The sequence below is a fragment of the Citrobacter amalonaticus Y19 genome (genome assembly GCF_000981805.1).
GTDB lineage: Bacteria > Pseudomonadota > Gammaproteobacteria > Enterobacterales > Enterobacteriaceae > Citrobacter_A > Citrobacter_A amalonaticus_C.
Genome location: NZ_CP011132.1, coordinates 2,019,089 through 2,041,400 on the forward strand (window position 1 = coordinate 2,019,089; position 22,312 = coordinate 2,041,400).

Annotated in this window: 19 protein-coding genes; 4 read left to right on the forward strand and 15 right to left on the reverse strand. The window is 55.6% G+C overall.

The annotated features are described in order from the left end of the window. Positions 1–57: 57 nt before the first annotated feature. From F384_RS09105 to F384_RS09115, 3 genes are all read left to right on the forward strand, one after another. Complete coding sequence (locus tag F384_RS09105) at positions 58–756, forward strand: molecular chaperone (RefSeq protein ID WP_052746908.1); 699 nt, start codon at positions 58–60, stop codon at positions 754–756. Between the two features lie 80 nt (positions 757–836). Further along, positions 837–3,299, forward strand: a complete 2,463-nt coding sequence (locus F384_RS09110; protein WP_226991636.1) for a fimbria/pilus outer membrane usher protein — start codon at positions 837–839, stop codon at positions 3,297–3,299. Positions 3,300–3,306: 7 nt separating this feature from the next. Further along, positions 3,307–4,470 carry a fimbrial protein gene (locus F384_RS09115; protein WP_046481202.1) on the forward strand — a complete coding sequence of 388 codons (1,164 nt, stop codon included), beginning with the start codon at positions 3,307–3,309 and terminating at the stop codon, positions 4,468–4,470. 39 nt (positions 4,471–4,509) lie between these two features. Here F384_RS09115 and cheZ read toward each other — a convergent pair whose 3' ends face one another. From cheZ to F384_RS09170, 11 genes are all read right to left on the reverse strand, one after another. Beyond that, on the reverse strand, positions 4,510–5,154 hold the full coding sequence (gene cheZ / locus F384_RS09120) for a protein phosphatase CheZ (RefSeq protein ID WP_046481203.1): 645 nt from the start codon (positions 5,152–5,154) through the stop codon (positions 4,510–4,512). Between the two features lie 10 nt (positions 5,155–5,164). Then, positions 5,165–5,554, reverse strand: coding sequence for a chemotaxis response regulator CheY (gene cheY, locus F384_RS09125; RefSeq protein WP_042318379.1), 390 nt, complete (start codon positions 5,552–5,554; stop codon positions 5,165–5,167). Between the two features lie 17 nt (positions 5,555–5,571). Next, complete coding sequence (gene cheB, locus F384_RS09130) at positions 5,572–6,621, reverse strand: protein-glutamate methylesterase/protein glutamine deamidase (protein ID WP_046481204.1); 1,050 nt, start codon at positions 6,619–6,621, stop codon at positions 5,572–5,574. Beyond that, entirely contained in the window at positions 6,618–7,484 is an 867-nt protein-coding gene (gene cheR, locus F384_RS09135; RefSeq protein ID WP_046481205.1) for a protein-glutamate O-methyltransferase CheR, read from the reverse strand. The genes cheB and cheR overlap by 4 nt, the downstream gene beginning before the upstream one ends. Positions 7,485–7,503: 19 nt before the next feature. After that, a complete protein-coding gene (gene tap / locus F384_RS09140; RefSeq protein ID WP_046481206.1) occupies positions 7,504–9,105 on the reverse strand; it encodes a methyl-accepting chemotaxis protein IV in 1,602 nt (533 codons plus the stop codon). A gap of 44 nt (positions 9,106–9,149) precedes the next feature. Continuing rightward, the gene (gene tar / locus F384_RS09145) at positions 9,150–10,811 is read right to left on the reverse strand and encodes a methyl-accepting chemotaxis protein II (RefSeq protein WP_046481207.1); all 1,662 of its coding nucleotides are present in this window, start codon (positions 10,809–10,811) and stop codon (positions 9,150–9,152) included. Positions 10,812–10,892: 81 nt separating this feature from the next. Beyond that, entirely contained in the window at positions 10,893–11,855 is a 963-nt protein-coding gene (locus F384_RS09150) for a spore coat protein U domain-containing protein (RefSeq protein WP_193388315.1), read from the reverse strand. Continuing rightward, entirely contained in the window at positions 11,852–14,206 is a 2,355-nt protein-coding gene (locus F384_RS09155) for a fimbria/pilus outer membrane usher protein (RefSeq protein ID WP_226991658.1), read from the reverse strand. The genes F384_RS09150 and F384_RS09155 overlap by 4 nt, the downstream gene beginning before the upstream one ends. An 11-nt stretch (positions 14,207–14,217) precedes the next feature. Further along, the gene (locus tag F384_RS09160; RefSeq protein ID WP_413541464.1) at positions 14,218–14,973 is read right to left on the reverse strand and encodes a molecular chaperone; all 756 of its coding nucleotides are present in this window, start codon (positions 14,971–14,973) and stop codon (positions 14,218–14,220) included. 16 nt (positions 14,974–14,989) lie between these two features. Then, positions 14,990–15,469 (reverse strand): spore coat U domain-containing protein, encoded by a 480-nt coding sequence (locus F384_RS09165; RefSeq protein ID WP_226991659.1) that lies wholly within the window; start codon positions 15,467–15,469, stop codon positions 14,990–14,992. Between the two features lie 76 nt (positions 15,470–15,545). After that, positions 15,546–16,115 (reverse strand): spore coat U domain-containing protein, encoded by a 570-nt coding sequence (locus tag F384_RS09170; RefSeq protein ID WP_046481210.1) that lies wholly within the window; start codon positions 16,113–16,115, stop codon positions 15,546–15,548. A gap of 422 nt (positions 16,116–16,537) precedes the next feature. Here F384_RS09170 and F384_RS09175 point away from each other — a divergent pair, with 422 nt between their 5' ends. Further along, positions 16,538–17,803, forward strand: a complete 1,266-nt coding sequence (locus F384_RS09175) for a dicarboxylate/amino acid:cation symporter (RefSeq protein WP_046481211.1) — start codon at positions 16,538–16,540, stop codon at positions 17,801–17,803. Between the two features lie 106 nt (positions 17,804–17,909). Here the strand turns inward: F384_RS09175 and cheW are convergent, their stop codons facing one another. The 4 genes from cheW to motA are packed head-to-tail and all read right to left on the reverse strand — an operon-like array spanning position 17,910 to position 22,280. Further along, on the reverse strand, positions 17,910–18,413 hold the full coding sequence (gene cheW, locus F384_RS09180; RefSeq protein ID WP_046481212.1) for a chemotaxis protein CheW: 504 nt from the start codon (positions 18,411–18,413) through the stop codon (positions 17,910–17,912). Between the two features lie 21 nt (positions 18,414–18,434). Then, positions 18,435–20,456 carry a chemotaxis protein CheA gene (gene cheA / locus F384_RS09185; RefSeq protein ID WP_046481213.1) on the reverse strand — a complete coding sequence of 674 codons (2,022 nt, stop codon included), beginning with the start codon at positions 20,454–20,456 and terminating at the stop codon, positions 18,435–18,437. 4 nt (positions 20,457–20,460) lie between these two features. Further along, positions 20,461–21,390 (reverse strand): flagellar motor protein MotB, encoded by a 930-nt coding sequence (gene motB, locus F384_RS09190; RefSeq protein WP_046481214.1) that lies wholly within the window; start codon positions 21,388–21,390, stop codon positions 20,461–20,463. After that, complete coding sequence (motA, locus tag F384_RS09195; RefSeq protein WP_046481215.1) at positions 21,387–22,280, reverse strand: flagellar motor stator protein MotA; 894 nt, start codon at positions 22,278–22,280, stop codon at positions 21,387–21,389. The genes motB and motA overlap by 4 nt, the downstream gene beginning before the upstream one ends. Between the last annotated feature and the right edge of the window lie 32 nt (positions 22,281–22,312).

The following is a 22,312-nucleotide window of genomic DNA, read 5'->3' on the forward strand; positions in this document are numbered from 1 at the left end:
ATGAAGCATAACCTGTTTTGATATACAGGTTATGCTTCCTGCAAATGAAGAAAATATATGCGAACTTTGCTGTTTATCTGTTTGGTGGCATTGACATTATCTGGTGTGCAGTCGCAAGCCGTGGCTGGCGGCATTCAACTTGGTCGCACACGTGTTATTTATGATGCCAATAAGAAGGAGGCTGCACTTCCAATAACCAACGATGAGAAAGAGTTGCCGTGGCTAATTCAGTCGTGGGTTACGAATACCGATGGTAATTCGCGTGGGCCCTTTATCATCACGCCGCCGCTTTTTCGCCTTGATCCGCAATCAGAACAGAATTTACGCATTATGTGGGCGGGAACACCCCTCCCCACGGAAACAGAATCACTCTATTTTCTCGATATCCGAATGATACCTGCCGTAGATAAAGCCAGTGAGGACAAAAATACCCTGCGGATCATCTATAAAACGCGCATTAAGCTGTTCTATCGCCCCAGGGGATTGAGAGGCACCCCAGACTCAGCCTGCCAGAGTTTACGCTTTCAGCGTATTGGTGATCGGCTACAAGTTACCAACAACAGTCTTTTTTACAGCGTATTCGATTCCCTCACGCTGGGGATCAGCAAAGTACGCGCCGCAGATATGGTGGCCCCTAAGGCCAGCGTAACGTTATCGCTTCCCTCCCCGGCAACCGGGCAAACGGTGTCCTGGAGATGCATTAACGACTACGGAGGCCCTTCCGCCAAATACACGGCAAAACTGGATAAGGCATAGCACTGTCTATGGTGAGATCCCATTTCTGCCACCGCTGGTGCAGCAGCATACAGATCGCTTGTATAAGTGGTTTGCTACTGTTGGGTTCAGATACTCTGTATGCCCGCGATTTTTACTTCGCGCCCAACTCGCTGGAGGGAGGGGAAAATGCGCCGCAGGCCGCCGATCTGGCAATTTTCTCCAACCCCAAGGCCCAACTTCCTGGCAGCTACCCGACACAGGTTCTGCTTAACGAACACAAGGTTCAAAGCCTCACCCTCAGCTACATCAACGCTGATGATGGAAGCCTGGCTCCCCTGCTGACGCCAGCCATGCTGCGGCAATGGGGGGTGAAGGTTGATGATTACCCGGAACTGGCGAAAGAGCCCGCTGGTGAACAGCTGAAAAAAAACATTGGTGACTACATCCCGGATGCCAGCGCCCATTTTGATTTTAAACAGCAGACATTGCATCTCAGCATGCCGCAGGTCGCTGTCAGCGCCGTCAGCGCGGGGTATGTCGATCCCTCACGTTGGGATGCCGGCATACCGGTTGCCTTCAGCGATTACTCCTTCAGCGGTCAGCAGGATTTAGCCTCAGATCAGGATAAGAATCAGGATCGTAACCAATATCTGAACCTGCGCAGCGGCATAAATCTTGGCGGCTGGCGATTGCGCAACTATGGTACCTGGTCGAATTCATCCGCGAATCAGGGGTGGCAAACAATTAGCAACTGGTTACAGCATGATATTCAGACGCTGAAAGCCCAGTTTGTGGCAGGCGAAAGCAGTACTCGTGGTGAAGTGTTCGACAGCATTCAGTACAGTGGAGTCAACATTGCCTCAGATGATGAGATGCTCCCCGGCAGTGAGCGCGGGTATGCACCGGTGATCCGCGGCAGCGCTAATTCCAATGCGGTTGTCACCGTCAAGCAGAATGGCTACATCATTTATCAACAAAACGTTGCACCTGGCGCATTTGAAATCAGCGATTTGTACGCCTCCACCAACAGCAGTGATTTAGAGATAACTGTAAAAGAATCTGACGGTTCCGAGCACACGACCACCCAGGCATTTTCCAGCATTGCGCTTATGCAGCGCCCTCATCGTCTGCGATTTGAGGCCACCGTTGGCCGCTATCGCGCCGATAGCAGCAGCAATGACAAGCAGCCTGAATTCATGCAGGGCAGCGCCATTTACGGTTTAAATAACCGCCTTACCGCTTTTGGCGGCATCATCGCTGCGGAAAATTATAATGCCATCGATAGCGGACTGGGCGTCAGTCTTGGCAGTCTGGGCGCCCTCTCAGCCGATGTCACCTTCGCGCGAACAAAACTCGATAATGGCGAAACCGACGCCGGGCAATCCTGGAGAGTCCTCTACTCTTCAAATATCGCCCTGACCGGTACCCAGTTCTCACTGGCCAATTATCGCTATTCGAGCCAGGGATTTTACAACTTTGCCGACGCCAATCATCGCTACACAGAGGAGGACGACATCAATTATTACGATCACAAACGTAACCGTATCCAGCTAAATGTCAGCCAACCGTTAGGAAGTGGTGGCTTCTATTTCAATGGCTATCGGCAAAACTACTGGCAAAACGCTCGTACTGAACACAGCCTTTCTGCCGGAATGAATTATTCCCTGATGGGGATCAACTATAATATGTCTCTTACCTGGAGCCAAACCGGGACAAGCCCTGATGATCGTACCGTTTACCTTGGAATTAACATTCCGCTCAGCCGCTGGCTACCCGGCAGTTGGGCCTCGTACAGCCTCACCAATAGCCAGCATGGGGCGACCTCGCAAAACATCGGATTAAACGGTTCCCTGCTTGAGGACGACAGCCTTAGCTATTCACTACAGCAGAGCCACAGTAATCAATCCCCCGCCGACAGCAGCAGTTTGTACGCAACCTGGTATGCGCAATATGCCAGGCTGAACACGGGATATTACAGCGCTTCTGATGGCTCGCGGCAACTCAGCTATGGTGCTAACGGCGCGCTGGTTATTCACCCGCATGGCGTAACATTGTCACAACCACTGGGCGATCAGTTTGCCGTTGTTAATACCGATGACACGCCGGGCATTCACTTTCAGAACCAGCGAGGGGTCAGCACAGACTGGTTTGGCAACGCCGTCATCCCTTCTCTGACGGCCTATCAGGAAAACCGTATTGGCCTGGATACCACGCTGATGCCTGATGATGTCGACAGCAGCACCAGCGCATTAACGGTAGTTCCATCACGCAATGCCGCCGTACAAGCGCATTTTAGCGCTCGCAAAGGTTACCGGGTGTTGCTCACGCTGATACAGCCAGAAGGAAAACCTGTTCCGTTCGGCGCAATGGCAACCTCTGCGGACGGATTGATGAATGGCATTGTCGATGACCAGGGTGTCGTCTATTTATCCGGCGTCAATGAAGCCACCTCACTCAACGTCAAATGGGGTAATCAGCGCCAGCAACGCTGTACCGCCACCGTGCCAGCCCCTGCAGAAAGTTCCAATAATGCACCTTCCGGTATCAAAAGCATCACCGCCGTTTGTCGTCAGGGAGAATAAAAACACAATGATAACCTCACCGCATCACCCCTCTTTTAGTGTCTCACAGTACTGGCCGCTTCTGGTCCTCTTACTGCTGTTTTGCCAGCCACTCTGGCAAAACAAAGCCATCGCAGCGGGCTATATCTATAGCGGTTGCTTCCCGGCAAGCACTCATTACAGTGGGAGCATAAATGCTGAACTTTCCCCCAGCGATAATGCCGCAGGTCATACCATCACCGGGCAGTTCAATTACGAATTACCCGGAGACGCCGTTGTCGCACAATGCAGTAGCTGTACCGGCGTGTCGGCCAATACCAACGAGGTCATTAGCAGCTATGCCGCTACCTCGTTACCGGCAGGGGCTGCCAGTGGTTTCGGTAAACTGACGGATAAAATAAGTATCAAAGTCAGCTATTTTAGTGACACGATGACTGGAGGAAATGTCCAAAGTTCAATACAGAATTATCCTACTGAATTTCCCACCGTATCCATTTCTGAGCCGGTAGACGGCGACGAGAATACGCAATCACTGTGTGCTAAAAGCCCAGTCGCAGGTGTGCCCCAGCGGCAGTTTAAGTGGAATAAAACAGCGGCAAGTTTGTATATTGTTTCGCCTATACTCGGAGAAGAGGTGATCCCCCTGACAACGATATTAAGAACCTATGTTTGCATTGCCAGCACGAATATAGAGTGCCCCTTCGAAAAAGCGGCGTTTGCTTCGGATATTTCACTCTCCGGCGTCATTAGCGCCCCACTCGGTTGTGTCATAAATCAGGGTTCAAAAATCGATGTCGAGTTTGGCACCCTTGCCAGCTCGAATTTTACCGCCCAGGGCCATCCGCCCAGCGGATACACCTTAAGAGACGTGGATATCCAGTTCCACTGCGATAAACCTGCCGTTAGTAACAGTGACAAAATAAGACTGTCATTCTCCTCGGATCAGGGCGTCAGCGACACCGGTACGGGGTTCATTGCCAAAATGATTGGTCGGGATGACATCGGCGTTCGAATGTATGACGCAGATAATCAGAACGTGACGCTGGATGGGACGACCGAATTACCAATCACCCTGGATGACAACGGTGATGGCAGAATAAAAATGACAGCCGCCCCGGTAGCAACCACAGGCAGTAAACCCGCCCCCGGCAAGTTTGAAGGCAACGTCACTGTGAAGATGAATATCCGTTAGAGACCTGGAACAGATAATGGCCCATACGGGCCATTATGCTTAGAACCCTAAGCTGTCCAGCAAGTCGTCCACCTGGTCCTGGCTGGCGACCACACCGGCTTTACTGGTATCAACCTGCGGCCCATTCAGCAGGCTGTCGCTTTCACGTTTAGGTCGACCGCCCTGCTCCGGAATGTTTTCCAGCAGCACCATCAGTAATTGACGTTCAATCTCCTGAATCACATCCATCATGCGCTTGATAACCTGACCGGTCAGATCCTGGAAATCCTGCGCCATCATGATGTCGAGCAATTGCGCATTGGTGAAGCTGGTATGTCCGGGCACATCGCCGAGGTATTTGCGCGTATCCGTCACCAGTTCGCGGGCGTCAGAGAGCTCAATCGGGTTTTCGAACCACTCGTCCCAGCGCTTGCTCAGCGCCTTTGCCCCTTTCTCCATTTCATCCTGATGCGGCTGGGAGGCTTCAACGCTGTTCAGGGCGCGTTCAGCCGCCTGCGCGGTCATCTGTACCACATAGTCCAGACGGTCGCGGGCATCGGGAATGGCTTCTGCCGCTTCAGCAATGGCCTGGTCCAGTCCCAGTTCGCGCAGGCTGTCACGCAGCATGCGGGTCAGGCTACCAATGCGGGCAATGATATCCCCGGCAGAATGTTCATCTACGGGTTTAATCGATGGTTGCATCATGGTCAGCCCCTTACATGCCCAGTTTCTCAAAGATTTTATTAAGTTTTTCTTCCAGCGTCGCTGCCGTGAACGGTTTCACCACGTAGCCGCTGGCACCGGCCTGCGCCGCGGCAATGATGTTCTCTTTCTTCGCTTCTGCCGTCACCATCAGCACCGGCAGTGAAGACATCCCGCCGTCCGCGCGAATGGTTTTCAGTAACTCGAGACCGTCGATGTTCGGCATGTTCCAGTCAGAAATCACAAAGCCAAACCCACCTGCCTGCAGTTTATTCAACGCATCCGCGCCATCTTCGGCCTCTTCCACGTTGTTAAATCCCAGCTCCTTAAGCAGGTTACGCACGATGCGACGCATGGTGGAAAAGTCATCCACAACCAAAAATTTAAGCTCTTTATCCGCCATAAAAAATTACTCCTGATTCAAATACGTATTGCCTGTCCGGCACTGATTTTCGCCAACATCTGCTGGCTTACCTGACTAAGATCGACCACTTCGCTGACGCCACCCATATTGATGGCTTCGCGCGGCATGCCGAACACCACACAACTTGCTTCATTTTGCGCAATCGTCCAGGCGCCCGCCTGGTGCATCGCTAACATTCCGGCAGCGCCGTCGTTGCCCATCCCCGTCAGGATCACCCCAACGGCGTTGCGCCCCGCATGAATCGCGACCGAATGAAACAGCACATCCACCGACGGCCGGTGCCGGTTAACCGGCGGACCGTCATGAATTTTGATTTGATAGTTTGCCCCGCTGCGCGCCAGCTCCATATGCTTGTCGCCCGGCGCAATGTAGGCATGGCCCGGCAGAACGCGCTCGCCGTCCTCCGCCTCTTTCACGGCTATCTGACATAGTTTGTTCAGACGCTCAGCGAAGGAACGGGTAAAGCCTGGCGGCATATGCTGCGTAATAATGACCGCCGGACTGGAGAGCGGCAGCGGCTGCAGCACATGGCGAATGGCCTCGGTGCCGCCCGTCGAGGCACCAATGGCAATCAGCTTTTCCGAGCTGAGCAGCGGTCCCGCCTTTAAGGTCACCGGTGCCTCAAGCGGTTTATGGGCCGTCAGACGCGCGCGGGACGCCGTACGCACTTTCTCCGCAATCATCTCGCTGTAGGCCAGCATCCCTTCACGGATCCCTAACTGCGGCTTGGTGACAAAATCAATAGCCCCCAGTTCCAGCGCCCGCAGCGTCACTTCCGATCCTTTCCCCGTCAGCGACGACACCATCACCACCGGCATCGGACGCAGTCGCATCAGCTTTTCGAGAAAATCGAGGCCGTCCATCCGCGGCATTTCGACGTCCAGCGTCAACACGTCAGGGTTATATTTCTTGATCAAGTCCCGGGCAACGAGCGGATCGGGCGCGGTTGCCACCATCTCCATATCGCTATGGCTATTAATAATTTCAGTCATGATTTGGCGCATCAATGCAGAATCATCGACCGATAACACCCTGATTTTACTCATGCTTTACCCTTACTCAGCGCATATACCGTTTGCCCGCGCAGGCTAAAGTCGCGCACGAGGTTACTAAAATTCTCTGAATGCCCGGCAAACAGCAGACCATCAGGCTTAAGAAGAGGAACAAAACGGCGCAGGATGTCCTGCTGCGTCGTTTTATCGAAGTAGATCATCACATTGCGACAAAAGATGGCGTCGAATGGCCCCGGCACGTTGTACTGCTTATCGAGCAGATTAATGCCGGAAAACTCAACATGACTTGCCAGTTCCTGACGCACGCGCACCAGCCCATCATGAGGACCCGTTCCGCGCATGAAATAGCGCTGAAGTTGCTGTGGCGACAGGGTCTTCAGTTCGTCCAGACGATAAATTCCGCTGCGGGCCTTTTCCAGCACTTCGGTGTCGATATCGCTGGCAAACACCTTCCAGCGCCCCGGCGCCATACCCAGCGTATCAGCCAGCGTAATGGCGATACTGTATGGCTCCTCCCCGGTCGATGCCGCGGCGCTCCAGACACGGTATTCGCCGCTGTGGCGACGGGCGCTTTCCGCCAGCACCGGAAAGTGGTGCCCTTCTCGGAAGAAGGCCGTCAGGTTGGTGGTCAACGAGTTGATAAAAGCCTGCCACTCTGCGCTGTTTTGATCCGCTTCCAGTACGCTGAGATAGTGACCAAAATCTTCCAGCCCCAGCGTACGCAGTCGACGAACCAGGCGGTTGTAAACCATATCCCGCTTGTGGTCCGCCAGTACGATCCCCGCGCGCTGGTAGATTAATTGACATATCCGACGAAAGTGCGCGTCAGACAGCGCAAGGCGCTGGGTCATCTGTAACAATAATGACGTTTGCCCGTTGGGCAGAGATGATGTCATAGCGCCTTCTCAATCACATTCAGGATACAACGGGCACAGCCTGCGGCGGTGCCGATTCTTGGTGTGTTACAACGTGTTCTTCCAGTTTGAATACCGCCACACGGGCTGACAGCGTGTCGGCCTGATGCGCGAGTTGGTCGGTCGCGGCGGCGGCTTCTTCCACCAGTGCGGCGTTCTGTTGCGTCACCTGGTCCATCTGCGTGACCGCCTGCGCCACCTGCTCAATCCCTCTGCGCTGTTCGTCTGACGCCGAGGCAATCTCGCCCATGATGTCGTTGACCCGCGTCACCGAGCTCACGATTTCCGTCATGGTGTGTGCCGCGGTGTTAACGAGCTGCGATCCCTGGTGGACGCGATTCACCGACTCTTCAATCAATCCTTTAATCTCTTTCGCCGCCTGTGCGCTGCGGCTCGCCAGGTTACGGACTTCTCCGGCAACCACCGCAAAGCCACGCCCCTGTTCGCCGGCCCGCGCCGCTTCAACCGCCGCGTTCAGCGCCAGAATATTGGTCTGGAAGGCAATGCCGTCGATCACCCCGATGATGTCGCCAATCTTTTGCGAACTGGCAGCAATCGCCTGCATCGTACTGGCGACCTTCGTGGCCTGATCGCCACCGGTTTTCGCGGTGTCAGCCGCGCTTTTTGCGAGCCCGGAAGCCTGGCGCGCGTTGTCGGCGTTCTGACCGACAGTAGCGGTCAACTGCTCCATGCTGGCCGCCGTCTGCGCCAGCGACGCCGCCTGCTGCTCGGTGCGAGAGGAGAGATCGTTATTGCCCATCGCAATTTCGGAAATCCCGGTGTGCATCGCCAGACTGCCCTGACGCACGTCGCTAACGGTTTCCCGCAGCGCCTGCTGCATCGCCTTAAGGCTGGCGAAGATTGCCGAAATCTCATTACGCCCGTAGACCGCAATCGGACGCGCCAGGTTACCCTCGGCAATGCTGTCAAAATGACTGCCAATAATCGCCAGCGGCTGGACGATCATTTTGCGTGACCAGAGCAGCGCGCCGGTGGTTAACAGCGCGGCAATAATCACCATGCTGATAAAGATCGCCGCCGACATGTGATAGTTGTTTTTGCTCTGTTGCCCCGCCACCACCAGCACATGATTAATGTTCTGCTGCCAGGCGTTAAAATTAACGTCAAAGGCGTCCTGCGAAGCCTGTACCGGCGCGGTCAGAAAATCTGACAGCTGGTTGTTCTCAAGCCAGGTGGCCTGATGCTCCAGATCGCTGTGCCACTGGGTGAAGCTTTTTTCCGTTGCGTCCTGCAAGGCTTTTCCCTGCGGGGTATTCACCTCTATCGCCCTGAAGCTGTTAAACAGCGTGCCGGATTGCGCCAGGCTGTCGCGCGCGATGACCATCAGACTTTTGATGTCATCGGGCGGATAGCTCAGCGCCGTTAACGTTCCGGCCTTGTTCAGGGCGGTACTCGCCTGTAATAAAACGGCGCGCGTTTGCGCCAGCGCCGCGCGTTGCTGATTACTCTGCTCGACCTGATTCAGGCTCTGAAAACCGTCCCGAAATGCCCAGAAAGACAAGCCATTACTGCCAATCTGCAATACACCGCAGAGGATCAAAATCAAAAACAGCGTGGTCGAGATTCGAATACGATTAAACATCAACGCTCCCATCAGGCGGCAACGGCCGCAGTGTTAAAGTTCGGTCAAAATGTTTCCCAGTTAGTATCGTGCTCCATGCTTAACGAGGGCTTCTGCGCCGTGCGAGACGCGTCTGCAGAAGTCCGTTCTTCTTTGGTTTTTACCGCAAAGGGACGCGCGGCAAGACGAAATGCAGACACCGCCATCGTCAGACGGCTGGCCTGTTCTTCCAGCGCAGCGGCAGCGGCGGCAGATTCCTGCACCAGCGAGGCGTTTTGCTGCGTTACGCGGTCCATTTCAGAAACCGCCAGCGCCACCTGATCGATGCCACGACTTTGTTCATCAGAGGCCGAGGCAATTTCGCCCATAATGTCGGTCACGCGGGTCACTGCATTGACGATATCGTTCATGGTGTCGCCCGCGCTCTCGACCAGTACGGAGCCGGTATCCACGCGCGAGACAGAATCTTCAATCAGCGCTTTGATCTCTTTTGCCGCCTGCGCACTGCGACTGGCCAGGTTACGGACTTCGCCCGCTACCACCGCAAAGCCACGCCCCTGCTCGCCCGCCCGCGCGGCTTCCACCGCCGCGTTCAGCGCCAGGATGTTGGTCTGGAAAGCAATACCGTCGATGACGCTGATAATGTCGGCAATCTTCTTCGAGCTGCCGGCGATTTCGTGCATCGTCTTGACGACGTTATCCACGACTTTACCGCCGTGCTGCGCGGTTTCCGACGCGCTCTGCGCCAGTTGCGACGCCTGACGGGCATTGTCGGCGTTCTGTTTCACCGTCGCGGTCAACTCTTCCATGCTGGCTGCCGTCTCTTCCAGCGCCGACGCCTGTTGTTCGGTTCGCGACGAGAGATCGGTGTTACCGGTGGCGATTTCCGTCGTGCCGGAGTAAATAGCATCCGATCCTTCACGCACCTGGGTCACCGTCTCCACCAGCGAGCGCTGCATGTGATCGACGCTGCCAGCCAGTTCGCCAATCTCATTACGTCCGGCGACGGTCAGGGTGTTGGTCAGATTGCCGCCAGCGATTTCACGAATATGCGCGATGACCCTGGCAAGCGGGTTGAGCAGGGTATGACGAATGCCGTACCACACCACCACCAGGATCAGCACCAGCACCACCGCCAGGATGGCGAGTTGCCACTGCGCAAACTGGTAATCGCGTGCGCTTTCATCAAACGCCTGGCGATAGAGTTTTTCGCTGACGCTGGCGTACTTGCTCTTCGCGTCGCCAAGGCCGTTTTGCATCCCCTGCGTGGGCTGTGCGAAAAAGGCATCCATGTTGCCGTTTTCCAGGAACTGCACCAGTTCGGTTAAGCCAGCAAAATATTTCTGGTATTTTTCGTCCACATTACTGCTGACCTCCGCCATCTCCGGCAGAGGATCGATAGATTTAAACCTGGCGTAATGTTCTGCCGCCTGGGCAAGCGACGCTTTCGCGCCCTTCAGCAAGTCAGTTTTTGCGCTGCTCTGCTGGTTGTTCGCGTCCATCATCATGCGCGCAGAGGAACGGCTGAGGTTGATACGTGTTTGCAGCATCAGATCCCATGTCGAGGTCAGTTCACTTTGCTGTTGGCGTAGATCGTTGGAAATAACAAAACTTTTTTGATTCTGCTGTAAAGACGAAAACAGCAAACCACCAGATACAAGCTGTAGCAGTGCGAAAACCCCCAGCACCATCATCAGCATTGTGACAACGCGGATACGGTTAAACATAAGGCACCTTCCTGAAAACGAGTTATCAACGTTATCGGCACCCTTGATAAGAACTTTACGTTTGCGAAAGGGAAATCCAGCTCAGAAGGCGATATCCACCACCACCGTGTCGGTGTACGTCCCGGCGGGAGGTGTGGACTGGTTGGGCAACACGCTGGCGGTGTAGTTGTAGGTTCGTAGCAGACCATCGCTACTGGTGGAGGATGAGGCGCTGCTGGCCCAGCGCTCCGTGCCGACGCTCCCCCAGCGGTTGGTGGTACTCGCTTTGTAAATTTCGTAGCTCAGGCGATTGTTGCCGCTCGCCATATTGCGCACATTGCCGTTGGCGTAACTGCCGTTATTAATCCCTACCGTGTAGGTGCTGCCCTTGGTGCAGGTAATAGAAACCGCCTGCGAAATGGCGGGAAAGTTTTTAACCAGCGGCGCACTGCCGAAATTGACGTTCGGCGCGTTGATGGTGATGCAGTCATTAGTCACCGTCAGGTTAAGCTGCATGGTGGTCGCGACCGTATTAGTTTGCGTGGTGACGCACAGCCCCAGCGCGCCCACCTGACAGATGTTGTAATAAACGTTGAAATTGAGCGTCACCTGATACGGCCCGGCACTGACGTTCTGTCCGGTGCTGGTGCGAAAGAAAAGCGGTAACGTAAAGCGCGTGGAACCTAACAGCGCTAACAGCGTACTGCCACTCCAGGTGTAGCTGCCGCCGATGGCGATTTCGCTGTTGCTGGCGCAGCCAGACTGACCGCACAGTCGCACCGGCACCGCGTCCGTCACTGTCAAATTATCCGTGCGCTTGAGACTGGCTCGAGTGCCTGTTGACACCGTCGCCCCGGTATAGGTCAGCGTCACCGTATCGTTATTCAGTAGCCCCAGCACCACGTCGCATTGCACCAGCAGATTGGCGCTGGTCGCCTGTTCCGTACTGTTGACGGTAAACGAAGAGACGCTGCCAAATGCCCCCGTCGTGGTGTTTACGGTACAGGCCGCCCACGCTCCTGGCGCTGCCATCAGCAGTAACAACAACAGCGCGCGCACGATCATCCGGCCCTCTGACGGCAGACCAGCGGCCCGTAGGTCTGGAGCTTATGTTCAGGATTGGCCGTCAGCGTAAAGTGGGTTTCGCAGCGCTTTCCCTCTGGCGTGACAACCCGCAGTGGATTCACCTCGTCGAGATTCTCCAGCCAGACGATCCCATCGTAGCCAACCACGGCAGGTGATTTATGATCGCGCATGACCTGGCTTGCCACCGGCAGCGCATGTCCGTTTTCATCATGCAAAATGACGCTTGCTACCCGCTCCTGCTCCATCGGGAAATCGACCAGGAATCCACTCTGACGACGCAGCGCCACTTTACGTTCGGTCTCCTTCAGGCGGGTATCGGCAGGCAGATTGAGCGTGTTAATGCTGTAACTCGCCGGGTAGTAGGCGGAGACGCCGCTTATCAGTAAATAGCCCCGATCGTTGGTGTGACCAACCGGCTGATTTTCGTAGTTGACCGGGACATCAGGATGCCCGTCGGTGCTGACCAGCACAAAGGCATCGTTGATTTTATTAGCGGCAAACAGTTGGTTTTCCATGAGGACCAGCGATCCCATCGCCTCGCCCCACCAGGTCATGGCGTCGCTTTCGCCGTAGGCTCCGCCCTGTAATTCGATATTTCGATTACGCCAGCCCAGCGTCGCCTGCTGATAATCCCGCGCCTGAGACTGGCGCGCCCATGCCAGATTCCAGCTAAACCCGCCGTCAGTCGGCATTGAGTGATTGTAATTGATACGCTGGGTCTGACCGGCATCCGGCGTTTTCTCCATCGACACCGCCGCGCTGTCCCGCTCGCCCAGCGGGATCTGCACCGACATCGCCAGCGTCCAGTCGCCCTGTTGATTGTCGCGACTGGCAGACAGATAAAGACTGCTGCTTCCCCACAGATTCCGGCTCCAGGAGAGATTCAGCAGTTCTGTTTTTTGCGAGTCAAAACTGCGGATCCCAATCCACGCCGCGCCTATATTGCCAAACGCCCCCATGTTGAACGTCAGCGAGTACTGATCGCTGCGCTGGCTTAGCGAGGCCAGCGGCTGATTGTCGTTATCCACCAGCGGGGACTGATCGTACAGCGCCAGATTGCCAAAACCGCGCTCACGGCGGGAGTGCTGGGTGGCCACGCTAAATTCGGCGGTACTGTACTGATAACCCCAGTTAATCTGATTGCCGCTTTTACCGCGCATCCGGCTTTCCGTCCAGGCACCATTGACCACGCCAAGTCGCCCCAGCTTGACCAGCGATCCCACGCCGCCCAGCGCCAGTTCTTCCGCTCCCTCGTCGTGGCTTTCAAGCGTCAGATAATCGTTCACCCCGTAACGGTAGCTTGCGCTACCGACCGTCGGACCGTAGTCAAAATTGTCGACGCCGTAATTGCGGCGCAGGCTGCCCAGGGTAACCGCGCCGTCGCTGACGCCTGTTTTGAGCAGATTACTGGCGACATAAAACGGTAACGTCGTGCTCACCTGACGGCCCAGGGCGTCGCGGGTCACCAGCACCGCATCACCGGCACCATTAATGTAGGGCAGATTGGTGAGGGTAAACGGCCCCGGCTGAAGCTCTGTTGAACCGGCCCGGTAACCGTTGATGAACAGATCCACCGCCGTGGGCACCGCCGCTTCACCGGAGAATTCCGGCAAAGGCCAGGTCACCAGATCCGGGCGCAACGAGAAGTCGCGCCCCCACGACACGCCGCCTACCCGCACGCTGTTACTCCAGCTCAGGGCGTCGCTTATCACATCGCCCACCCGCCATTGCGTGGCATCTGCCTCATGGGTTGCGGTGAACACGGTATCGTAGCGCACGTATCCGTCCTGCTGATTGTCATCCCCGGTGAGATTTTGCCGCACGTAGCCCGTTGATGAGAGCGACCCCACATCGTTAAAAACGCGCAACTCGTGCCAGATGGAGGCCTGGCTGTCGCCGTTTTGCGAGTGACTGCTGTAGAAGTCGTAATTGAGCAGCGCCCCGCGGCCGTTGCGCGCCTCGTTTACTGTGGCTTCGCCGCCAAATGACGTGGCGCGTTCGGGTAGCCAGTCCTGCGGTACGCTCAGCAGCAGGCGCTGCCCGCTGCTGTCATACTGCGTGGTGACCTGTGGTAAGCGCGAGACATTCACCTCGCCCTGCGGAAGGTTTTCGCCAGGAAGCCCGGCCTGCTGGAGATCATCGCGGCTGACGTAGAACTCCCCCGCCCGCTGTATCACCGGCACCACGCGCTGCGTGTCGTAATGGTTTACGATCAGCGCCAGATGAAAAACCGCTTGTTGATCGATGGCGCGGGCATCGGGTGGCGGCGGGAGCGCATCATCCCCCGACTCCGCGCGACAGATCCCGCTGGTGATAAGAAAGGTCGTCATCAGTAAGCCGCTTAGTGGGCGGGACCAGACAACCATTTGCCACCCTGTGCGTTGATTGCAGCACTTACGTTGTCCGGATGGCTGGCCCCGGCGGGAAGCGGCCAGCGGCGCGTGCTGCCTGGCAGGACATAGCCCAGTAGGCCTTGTGCCATCGTGTGCTGCGCGCCGCCCTGACGCAACATCACTTTGCTTAACCGGACGTGCACATTGTTGTCATTACGCACTTCCAGTTGCGGCTGTCCGTCGGCGCGCACCACCCGCCAGCGCAATTTCGCGGTATCTACCCGTGCATGGTGTTCCCCCTGCGCCCAGGTCTGAATTCCCTGGCCGTAGACAAACAGCGGCAGCGAATAGCGCATTTGCACCTTCAGCCCCATTTGTGGTTTATCGCCGCTGTCGGGTTGCGGGATCTCATCAACGATAATACGGTAAGCCTGCTCAACGCCGGTGGGAACGGCTGACTGTTTAATCAGTCGAATCAGCTGTTTACTGCCCTTTTCGATACGGACAATCGGCGGGCTGGCGACCACATCCTGCTGTGGCTGGTAGCGTTCAAAACCCTCATCCTGCCGCCAGCGAACAATTCGCACCTGCATCGTCGTTGGGGCATCGCCCTGATTCTGGATCCACAATTCGGTGGCGTTGGTATCCGCTGCCAGCCAGGGATCGATCGGCCACAGCAGGATAGTTGCGGCACTGTTTGCTCCGGCTGAAACCAGCGCTGCCGTGAGGCCAAACAGCAGTCCCAAAGACGCTCGCATGTGCATATCACTTCTCCCTTCGCTACCATGACAGAGTCACCGTAAGCTGATCTGAATAGTTACCTGCGGGGCTAAACCCCGTCAGCGTTGCCGCACCAAACAGCGGTAACGCGATATTATTGCTGTCGGTGTAGACGACGGAGACCGGCTGATTCACGCCAATTTCACTGTTCGCCGCCAGCGATGACGAACTGTAGAGTCGATAGGCCACCCGCTCCGTTCCCCCTGAGCGTTGCATATTGCGCACCGAGGTATAGTTGCGCCCGCTGTCAATCGTCATGCTCAGCGCCACGCCCGGCGTGCAGGCCAGCGCCAGAGCGGCATTGGGGACAAATTGCGCGCTCACCTGTCGGTTTTCTACGCCGCTATAGGTGCCGAAGTTCAGGGTTCCCAGCGCCGCGCCGCTGCCGGTGGTCACCGAGCAGCCCGGCGTGATGGTGGCGTTCAGTTGAAAGGACTGCGTAGTGACGGCCATGACCGGCACCGCAGCCAGACCGAACATCGCCAGAAAAAGGCGTAGCCGTCCCCCGCCTCCGCACGGGAAGCTCACTGTGAGGATCCTCATTACATGGGACGGATCAGTAGATGACGCTGACGTTAATCGTATCGGTGTAGGTACCCGGCACCACGGTGACGCTATTTCCGCCGCCCTGGATCCGGCCATACAATGTGTAGTTGTCGACCCCGGCCGTCGTTGAGGCTTTCGGTATTGGGGTGTTATTGCTGACAACGTTGTTAAAGCCGCTGTCGCTATAGAGGCTGTAGGCCACGCCCTGGGTGGTATTGGCGGCATTGACGAGGTAACGGGCTGGCGTTCCCGGCGTGCCAACAACCGTGCCGGGCGCTGACGAGTTGGTATTACCGGTGATTTGCACGGTGTAGTCCGTGGTGGTGCACTGAATACCGAAACTGTTTCCGCCCGCGGCCCCCGTCAACTGTGTGGTGAGTTCCGAAAACGTGGCAGGATGGGTGCCGAAATCCAGCGTACCAAAGTTAATGCCGTTCTGGCTGGGAGAACCATTGATCAGGCAACCGTTGGTTAAGGTCAACGTCGCCCCGACCGTCCCGCTGCTGGTCACCGCTATTGCCGAAGGCAGTGGCAGAAGGAAAATGCCAGCCATACCCAGGAACCGGGATAATCTGTTCATCAAACACCTCCGAAAAATCGCCACGTTTAACGAAAGTCACGACTCGCATGGCGAGAAAGGTCACGCAGACCGGTAAAACAAACTGATAATCAGAAATTTAGTTTACGGATGAGAAAACAACCACTGCCGTCAGGTTTCATCCTACGAACGGGTGATTGACGGATAAAGCGCTTACATATCAATTCATTAACATTATTTGCATTCTGTTTTCCTCGCTATTTGAGAGGATATATTCCTTCTTATGCGATCCAGTTCACAAAATCGCCCTGATTAGAACATAACAAAATGAGTAAATATTAAAAAATAGTTGTAACCCCCGGTGAATTACGCCAGGTTAACCAGGTAATGATTCAGCGTCGTTAAATACATAAAACATATGTGTCGCTGATAAAAATGGTTAAATTCAGCCCGAGGGATTTTTAGTGGCAAATGCAAATAAGCTCACGATATTTATCGTGATTTTCATGCTGGCAGGTATTGTGTCAGGTGCGGTTATTCACTCGTATACCTCCGAAAGCGTTATTGCCGCCTGGTCGGATAACATCACCCTTCTCACCGACATCTTCTTACGTCTGATTAAAATGGTTATCGCCCCGCTGGTGTTCAGCACCCTGACCGTGGGCATTATGCGTCTTGGCGAGACGTCCACCATCGGGCGTGTGGGCGGCAAAGCGATGATCTGGTTCATTAGCTCCTCCATCCTCTCCATTCTGGTGGGGTTGTTTATTGTTACCCTGGAACAACCCGGCAGCGGACTCAATCTGGCTATCCCGAAAGAAGCGGTGGATACCGGCCTCGCCGTCGGCGGGATGAGCCTGAAAGGCTTCCTGTCGCATACCATTCCCACCAGCATTGCCGGCGCGATGGCCAATAACGAAATTTTGCAGATCGTGGTGTTCTCGATGTTCTTCGGGATTGGCGGCGCGTCGCTGGGCGAAAAATTCAATGCCCCACTGGTAGCCGCGCTGGACGTGGTTTCCCACATTATGCTGAAAGTGACCGGCTACGTAATGTACGTTGCGCCGCTGGCGATTTTTGCCGCCATCTCCTCGGTGATTGCCACCGAAGGGTTAGGCATTTTGCTCAATTATGCCTCGTTCATTGGCGGCTATTACGTTGCTATTCTGATGACCTGTCTGGTATTGCTGGCGGTGGGGTATCTGGTACTGAAAAAAGAGGTGTTTCAGCTGGTCAGTATGCTCAAGGATCCGGTACTGGTGGCTTTTACCACCAGCAGTTCTGAAGCGGCCTATCCGAAAACGCTGGAACAACTGACTCAGTTTGGCTGCTCGCGCAACATCGTCTCTTTCGTGCTGCCCATTGGCTACTCCTTCAACCTGGTCGGTTCAATGGTCTACTGCTCTTTTGCCTCAATGTTTATCGCCCAGGCCTACAATATCCACCTGTCGTTTGCCGAGATTAGCGTCCTGATGCTCACGCTGATGCTGGCGTCAAAAGGGATTGCCGGCGTTCCGCGCTCTGCGCTGGTCGTGCTGGCGGCAACCATTCCGAGCTTCAACATTCCGGTCGCCGGGATTTTATTGCTGATGGGCATCGACCATTTTCTCGACATGGGTCGTTCCGCGATTAACGTGTTAGGCAACGGCATTGCCACGGCGATGCTGGCACAAAATGAAGGTTTGCTGGAAGAGCGTAAAGAAGAAGCATCGCAGCAGGTCGAAGCATAACGGAGGCGGTAATTGCCGGATGGCGGTGTAAACACCTTATCCGGCCTACAACACATTCAAATTCAAACTGTAGGCCGGATAAGCATAGCGCCATCCGGCGGTCAGTTTATGCAACGTGAGAAGCGGCCATATCCAACAGCGCCATTTCGTCACTGTTCAACAGTTTCTCAATGTTCACCAGGATCAGCATCCGGTCGCCCAGCGCGCCAAGTCCGGTCAGATATTCTGTTGACAGCGTCACGGCAAATTCCGGTGCCGGGCGGATTTGCTCCGCGGTCAGCGACAGCACATCAGACACGCCATCCACCACGATCCCCACCACGCGCTGTCCCAGATTAAGCACAATCACCACGGTGTTCTCGTTGTAGTCGACATCGCCCTGGCAGAACTTCACGCGCAGATCGACAATCGGCACAATCACACCACGCAGGTTCGTTACCCCTTTGATAAAGGAAGGCGTGTTGGCAATGCGCGTCACCTGATCGTAACCACGGATCTCCTGCACTTTCAGGATGTCGATGCCGTACTCTTCCTCTCCCAGCGTAAACACCAGGAATTCCTGACCTGACGGCTCGCCGGCCAGTTTGCTTACATTAGTCATACCGGTCATATTTTACCCTTTCTTACTCAATCAGGCGGCGGTGATCGCCATACGTTGTTCGCGATTTAAACCCTGCAGGGCGGAGACATCCACAATCAGTGCGACGCTGCCATCGCCCAGAATCGTGGCGGCTGAGATACCCGGCACTTTGCGATAATTGCTCTCCAGGTTTTTTACCACTACCTGGTGCTGACCAATCAACTGATCGACCAGCAGGGCGTAACGGCGACCGCCGCTTTGCAGGATCACCACAATGCCCTGGGTGGCCTCGGTTTTCGCCCCTTCCACTTCAAAGACTTTCCACAGCTCGACCAGCGGCAGATATTCGCCGCGCACTTCCAGCACGCGCTCGCCCCCGGCCAACGGGTGCAGATCATCATCGCGCGGCTGCAGGGATTCCATCACCGCATTCAGCGGCAGAATAAAGACTTCGCCGGCGACGCGCACGGACATGCCGTCGAGGATCGCCAGCGTCAGCGGCAGCAAAATACGGATGGTGGTGCCGGTTCCCTGTTTCGACTGGATTTCAACGTGGCCGCCCATCTCCTGGATGTTACGTTTCACCACGTCCATGCCCACGCCGCGTCCGGAAACGTCAGTCACCTGCTCGGCGGTCGAGAAGCCTGGTGCAAAAATCAGCATCCCCACTTCGTCGTCGGTCATGTTTTCATTGACCGCCATTCCCTGGGAAATGGCCTTCGCCAGAATGCGTTCGCGGTTCAGTCCGGCCCCGTCATCGGTCACTTCGATGCAGATATTGCCGCCCTGATGCTCCGCCGACAAAGTCAGATTGCCCACCACATTCTTACCGGATTCCATGCGTTTTTCCGGCAGTTCGATACCGTGGTCAAGGCTGTTACGCACCAGGTGAGTTAACGGATCGATGATCCGTTCAATCAGACTCTTGTCGAGTTCTGTGGAGCTGCCGACCAGCGTCAGTTCGACCTGCTTGCCGAGTTTACCCGCCAGATCGCGCACCAGACGCGGGAAGCGGCTGAACACATACTCCATCGGCATCATACGAATCGACATCACCGATTCCTGCAGATCGCGGGCGTTACGTTGTAACTGACCCATGCTGGTGATGAGATCGCCGTGATTCACCGGGTCGAGTTCATTCGAACGCTGTGCCAGCATTGACTGGGTGATCACCAGTTCGCCGACCAGGTTGATAAGCTGGTCGACCTTCTCCACCGCCACACGAATGCTGGTGGATTCACTGACGCGCGCCGGTTTTTCCCGCTCCGCGCGCCCGGTTTGCCCGTCACCCGCCACCGCGCTCACCGCAGGAACCGCGGCGACAGGTTGTTCGACGGCAGCCAGGTCAGCCACTTCCGCCTGCGCCACAGGCGCCGTTTCTGTCGCCACTTTCTCAAAGGCAATCTGATCGGCTTCAATCACAAAGCACAGCACGGCAATGATGTCGTCCTCTGCAATGTCGCCGTCAAGCGTTGCCGCAAGGCTGTCTGCGCCTTTGACCACATCAGATAAGGTGGTCAGATTACCCAGTTCTTCTTCCAGCAGGGCCACTTCAGTGTCCTTCAGACGTGAGAGGACAATGCGCAACTTCTCTTCCTGGGCTGTAACAACCTCTTCGGGCGTCGTGTTGTCAACCACGCTCAGTCGGGCATTCGCCACCACCGTTGGCGCGGTTTCGCCTTTCGCTTCCAGCGCTAACTGGCGTAATGCCGTGCAGATGTATTCGAAGCTGGCGGCGTCCGGCTCTTCCGAACTTTTATAGGCATCGAGCTGTTCCTGCATAATATCTTTCGTTTCCAAAAACAGGTTGATAATGGCGGTATTGAGCTGCATCTCACCGCGACGCGCCTCATCCAGCAGGTTCTCCATCAGATGGGTGGTTTCCTGCAAGACGGTAAAGCCGAACGTGCCAGCTCCCCCTTTGATGGAGTGCGCTGCACGAAATATGGCATTCAGTTGCTCGGAATCCGGCGCTTCGGGCACCAGATCGAGCAGATGTTGCTCCATGTCAGCCAACAACTCGTCAGCTTCATCAAAAAAGGTCTGATAAAAATCGCTTATATCCATGCTCACGCTATCACCTCGGATTGGCTGGTGGCGATGTGGGAACGCTTACCTGCGGACTGGCCTCAGGCTGTTGTAATACACTTACCGGCTCGTTCTGGCTTTCAGCGTTTTCATGCAAAATGGCCTGCTCGGACTGTTTGTTCAGCACCAACAGACTGATTCGGCGGTTGATGGCGTCATCCGGACCGCGATCGCTCATACGCATCGTGGCGGCCATGCCCACCACCCGTAATACTTTTCCGTCATCCAGACCGCCCTGCACCAGCTCGCGCCGCGACGCATTGGCGCGATCGGCTGAAAGTTCCCAGTTGCTGTAGCCCTTTTCACCGCTCGCGTAAGGGAAATCGTCGGTATGTCCGGACAGGCTGATACGGTTCGGAATGCCATTGAGTACTGGCGCGATCGCCCGCAGGATGTCGCGCATGTAAGGCTCAACCTCGGCGCTGCCGGTCTTAAACATCGGGCGATTCTGGCTGTCAATAATCTGAATACGAAGCCCTTCCTGCACCAGATCAATCTTCAGGTGCGGACGCAGCGCCCGCAGCTTAGGATCCGATTCGATGAGCTGATCGAGGTCGCCGCGCAGTTTGCTCAGGCGATTTTGTTCCATACGTTTTTTCAGTTCATCGATGTCTGGCTGCTTGTTCACTTCGCCCTGTTGCTGGGTAAAGTCATCGCCACCGCCGGGAATCGCACTCTGACTGTTGGAAATTCGATTCCCTCCCGTCACCGCCGTCGCCAGCGGAGTACGGAAGTATTCGGCAATCTGAATCAGTTCTTTAGGGCTGGAGATGGAAATGAGCCACATCACCAGAAAAAAGGCCATCATGGCGGTCATAAAGTCAGCGTAAGCAATCTTCCACGATCCGTGTGCGCCGCCGCCATGTCCCTTATGTTTGCGTCGTTTAACGACGACGATAGGATGAGACCGATTCTTCATGCGCCCTCAGTCGTCGTCTGCTGCTGCTGGTTCGGGTTTTTCACTGCACGAACATGCTCTTCCAGTTCAAGGAACGACGGGCGCTCGCTGGAATACAGTGTTTTACGCCCAAACTCGACGGCGATCGGCGGGGCGTAGCCGTTCAGATTCGACAGTAACGTGATCTTCACGCACTGCATCATTTTGCTGGTTTCCGCACTCTTCTGACGCAGGACGCTGGCGAGCGGTGAAATAAAGCCGTAGGCCAGCAGAATACCGAGGAAGGTACCGACCATCGCGTGGGCTATCAGTGAACCCAGCTCTGCCGCGGGGCGATCGGCTGACGCGAGCGCATGTACGACCCCCATCACCGCGGCAACAATACCAAACGCCGGCAGCGAATCCCCCATCAGTGCCAGGCTGTTGGCTGGCACTTCTGATTCGCTTTCGTGCGTTTCAATCTCTTCGTCCATCAGCGCTTCGATCTCGAAGGTATTCATGTTGCCGCTGATGATCAGGCGCAGGTAATCGACGATGAACTCCAGCATCACCGAGTCGGCAAGGATTCGTGGATAGCTGGCAAAAATTTCGCTCTCTTTCGGGTTCTCGATATCGCGTTCAAGCGAGAACATCCCCTGCTGGCGGGACTTAGCCATCAGACGATAGAGCAGCGCCAGCAGATCCATATACATCGCTTTGGTGTATTTCGAACGGCGAAACAGTAACGGCAGCGCTTTCAGCGTCCCCTTGATGGCTTTACCGTTGTTGCCCACGATAAATGCCCCTATTCCCGCGCCGCCGATGATGACAAATTCAGCCGGTTGATAGAGTGCCCCCAGGTTTCCGCCGGTCATCACGTAACCACCGAAAACTGTACCAATAACCACCAGGTAACCTAATAAGATAAGCACGACATCATCCTTCCGCTGTTGACTATGACAGG

Coding starts and splice junctions, on each gene's coding strand:
- F384_RS09105 (WP_052746908.1), top strand. CDS start 58: ATGCGAACTTTGCTGTTTATCTGTTTGGTGGCATTGACATTATCTGGT.
- F384_RS09115 (WP_046481202.1), top strand. CDS start 3,307: ATGATAACCTCACCGCATCACCCCTCTTTTAGTGTCTCACAGTACTGG.
- cheZ (WP_046481203.1), bottom strand. CDS start 5,154: ATGATGCAACCATCGATTAAACCCGTAGATGAACATTCTGCCGGGGAT.
- cheY (WP_042318379.1), bottom strand. CDS start 5,554: ATGGCGGATAAAGAGCTTAAATTTTTGGTTGTGGATGACTTTTCCACC.
- cheB (WP_046481204.1), bottom strand. CDS start 6,621: ATGAGTAAAATCAGGGTGTTATCGGTCGATGATTCTGCATTGATGCGC.
- cheR (WP_046481205.1), bottom strand. CDS start 7,484: ATGACATCATCTCTGCCCAACGGGCAAACGTCATTATTGTTACAGATG.
- tap (WP_046481206.1), bottom strand. CDS start 9,105: ATGTTTAATCGTATTCGAATCTCGACCACGCTGTTTTTGATTTTGATC.
- tar (WP_046481207.1), bottom strand. CDS start 10,811: ATGTTTAACCGTATCCGCGTTGTCACAATGCTGATGATGGTGCTGGGG.
- F384_RS09150 (WP_193388315.1), bottom strand. CDS start 11,855: ATGATCGTGCGCGCGCTGTTGTTGTTACTGCTGATGGCAGCGCCAGGA.
- F384_RS09155 (WP_226991658.1), bottom strand. CDS start 14,206: ATGACGACCTTTCTTATCACCAGCGGGATCTGTCGCGCGGAGTCGGGG.
- F384_RS09160 (WP_413541464.1), bottom strand. CDS start 14,973: ATGCACATGCGAGCGTCTTTGGGACTGCTGTTTGGCCTCACGGCAGCG.
- F384_RS09165 (WP_226991659.1), bottom strand. CDS start 15,469: ATGTTCGGTCTGGCTGCGGTGCCGGTCATGGCCGTCACTACGCAGTCC.
- F384_RS09170 (WP_046481210.1), bottom strand. CDS start 16,115: ATGAACAGATTATCCCGGTTCCTGGGTATGGCTGGCATTTTCCTTCTG.
- cheW (WP_046481212.1), bottom strand. CDS start 18,413: ATGACCGGTATGACTAATGTAAGCAAACTGGCCGGCGAGCCGTCAGGT.
- motB (WP_046481214.1), bottom strand. CDS start 21,390: ATGAAGAATCGGTCTCATCCTATCGTCGTCGTTAAACGACGCAAACAT.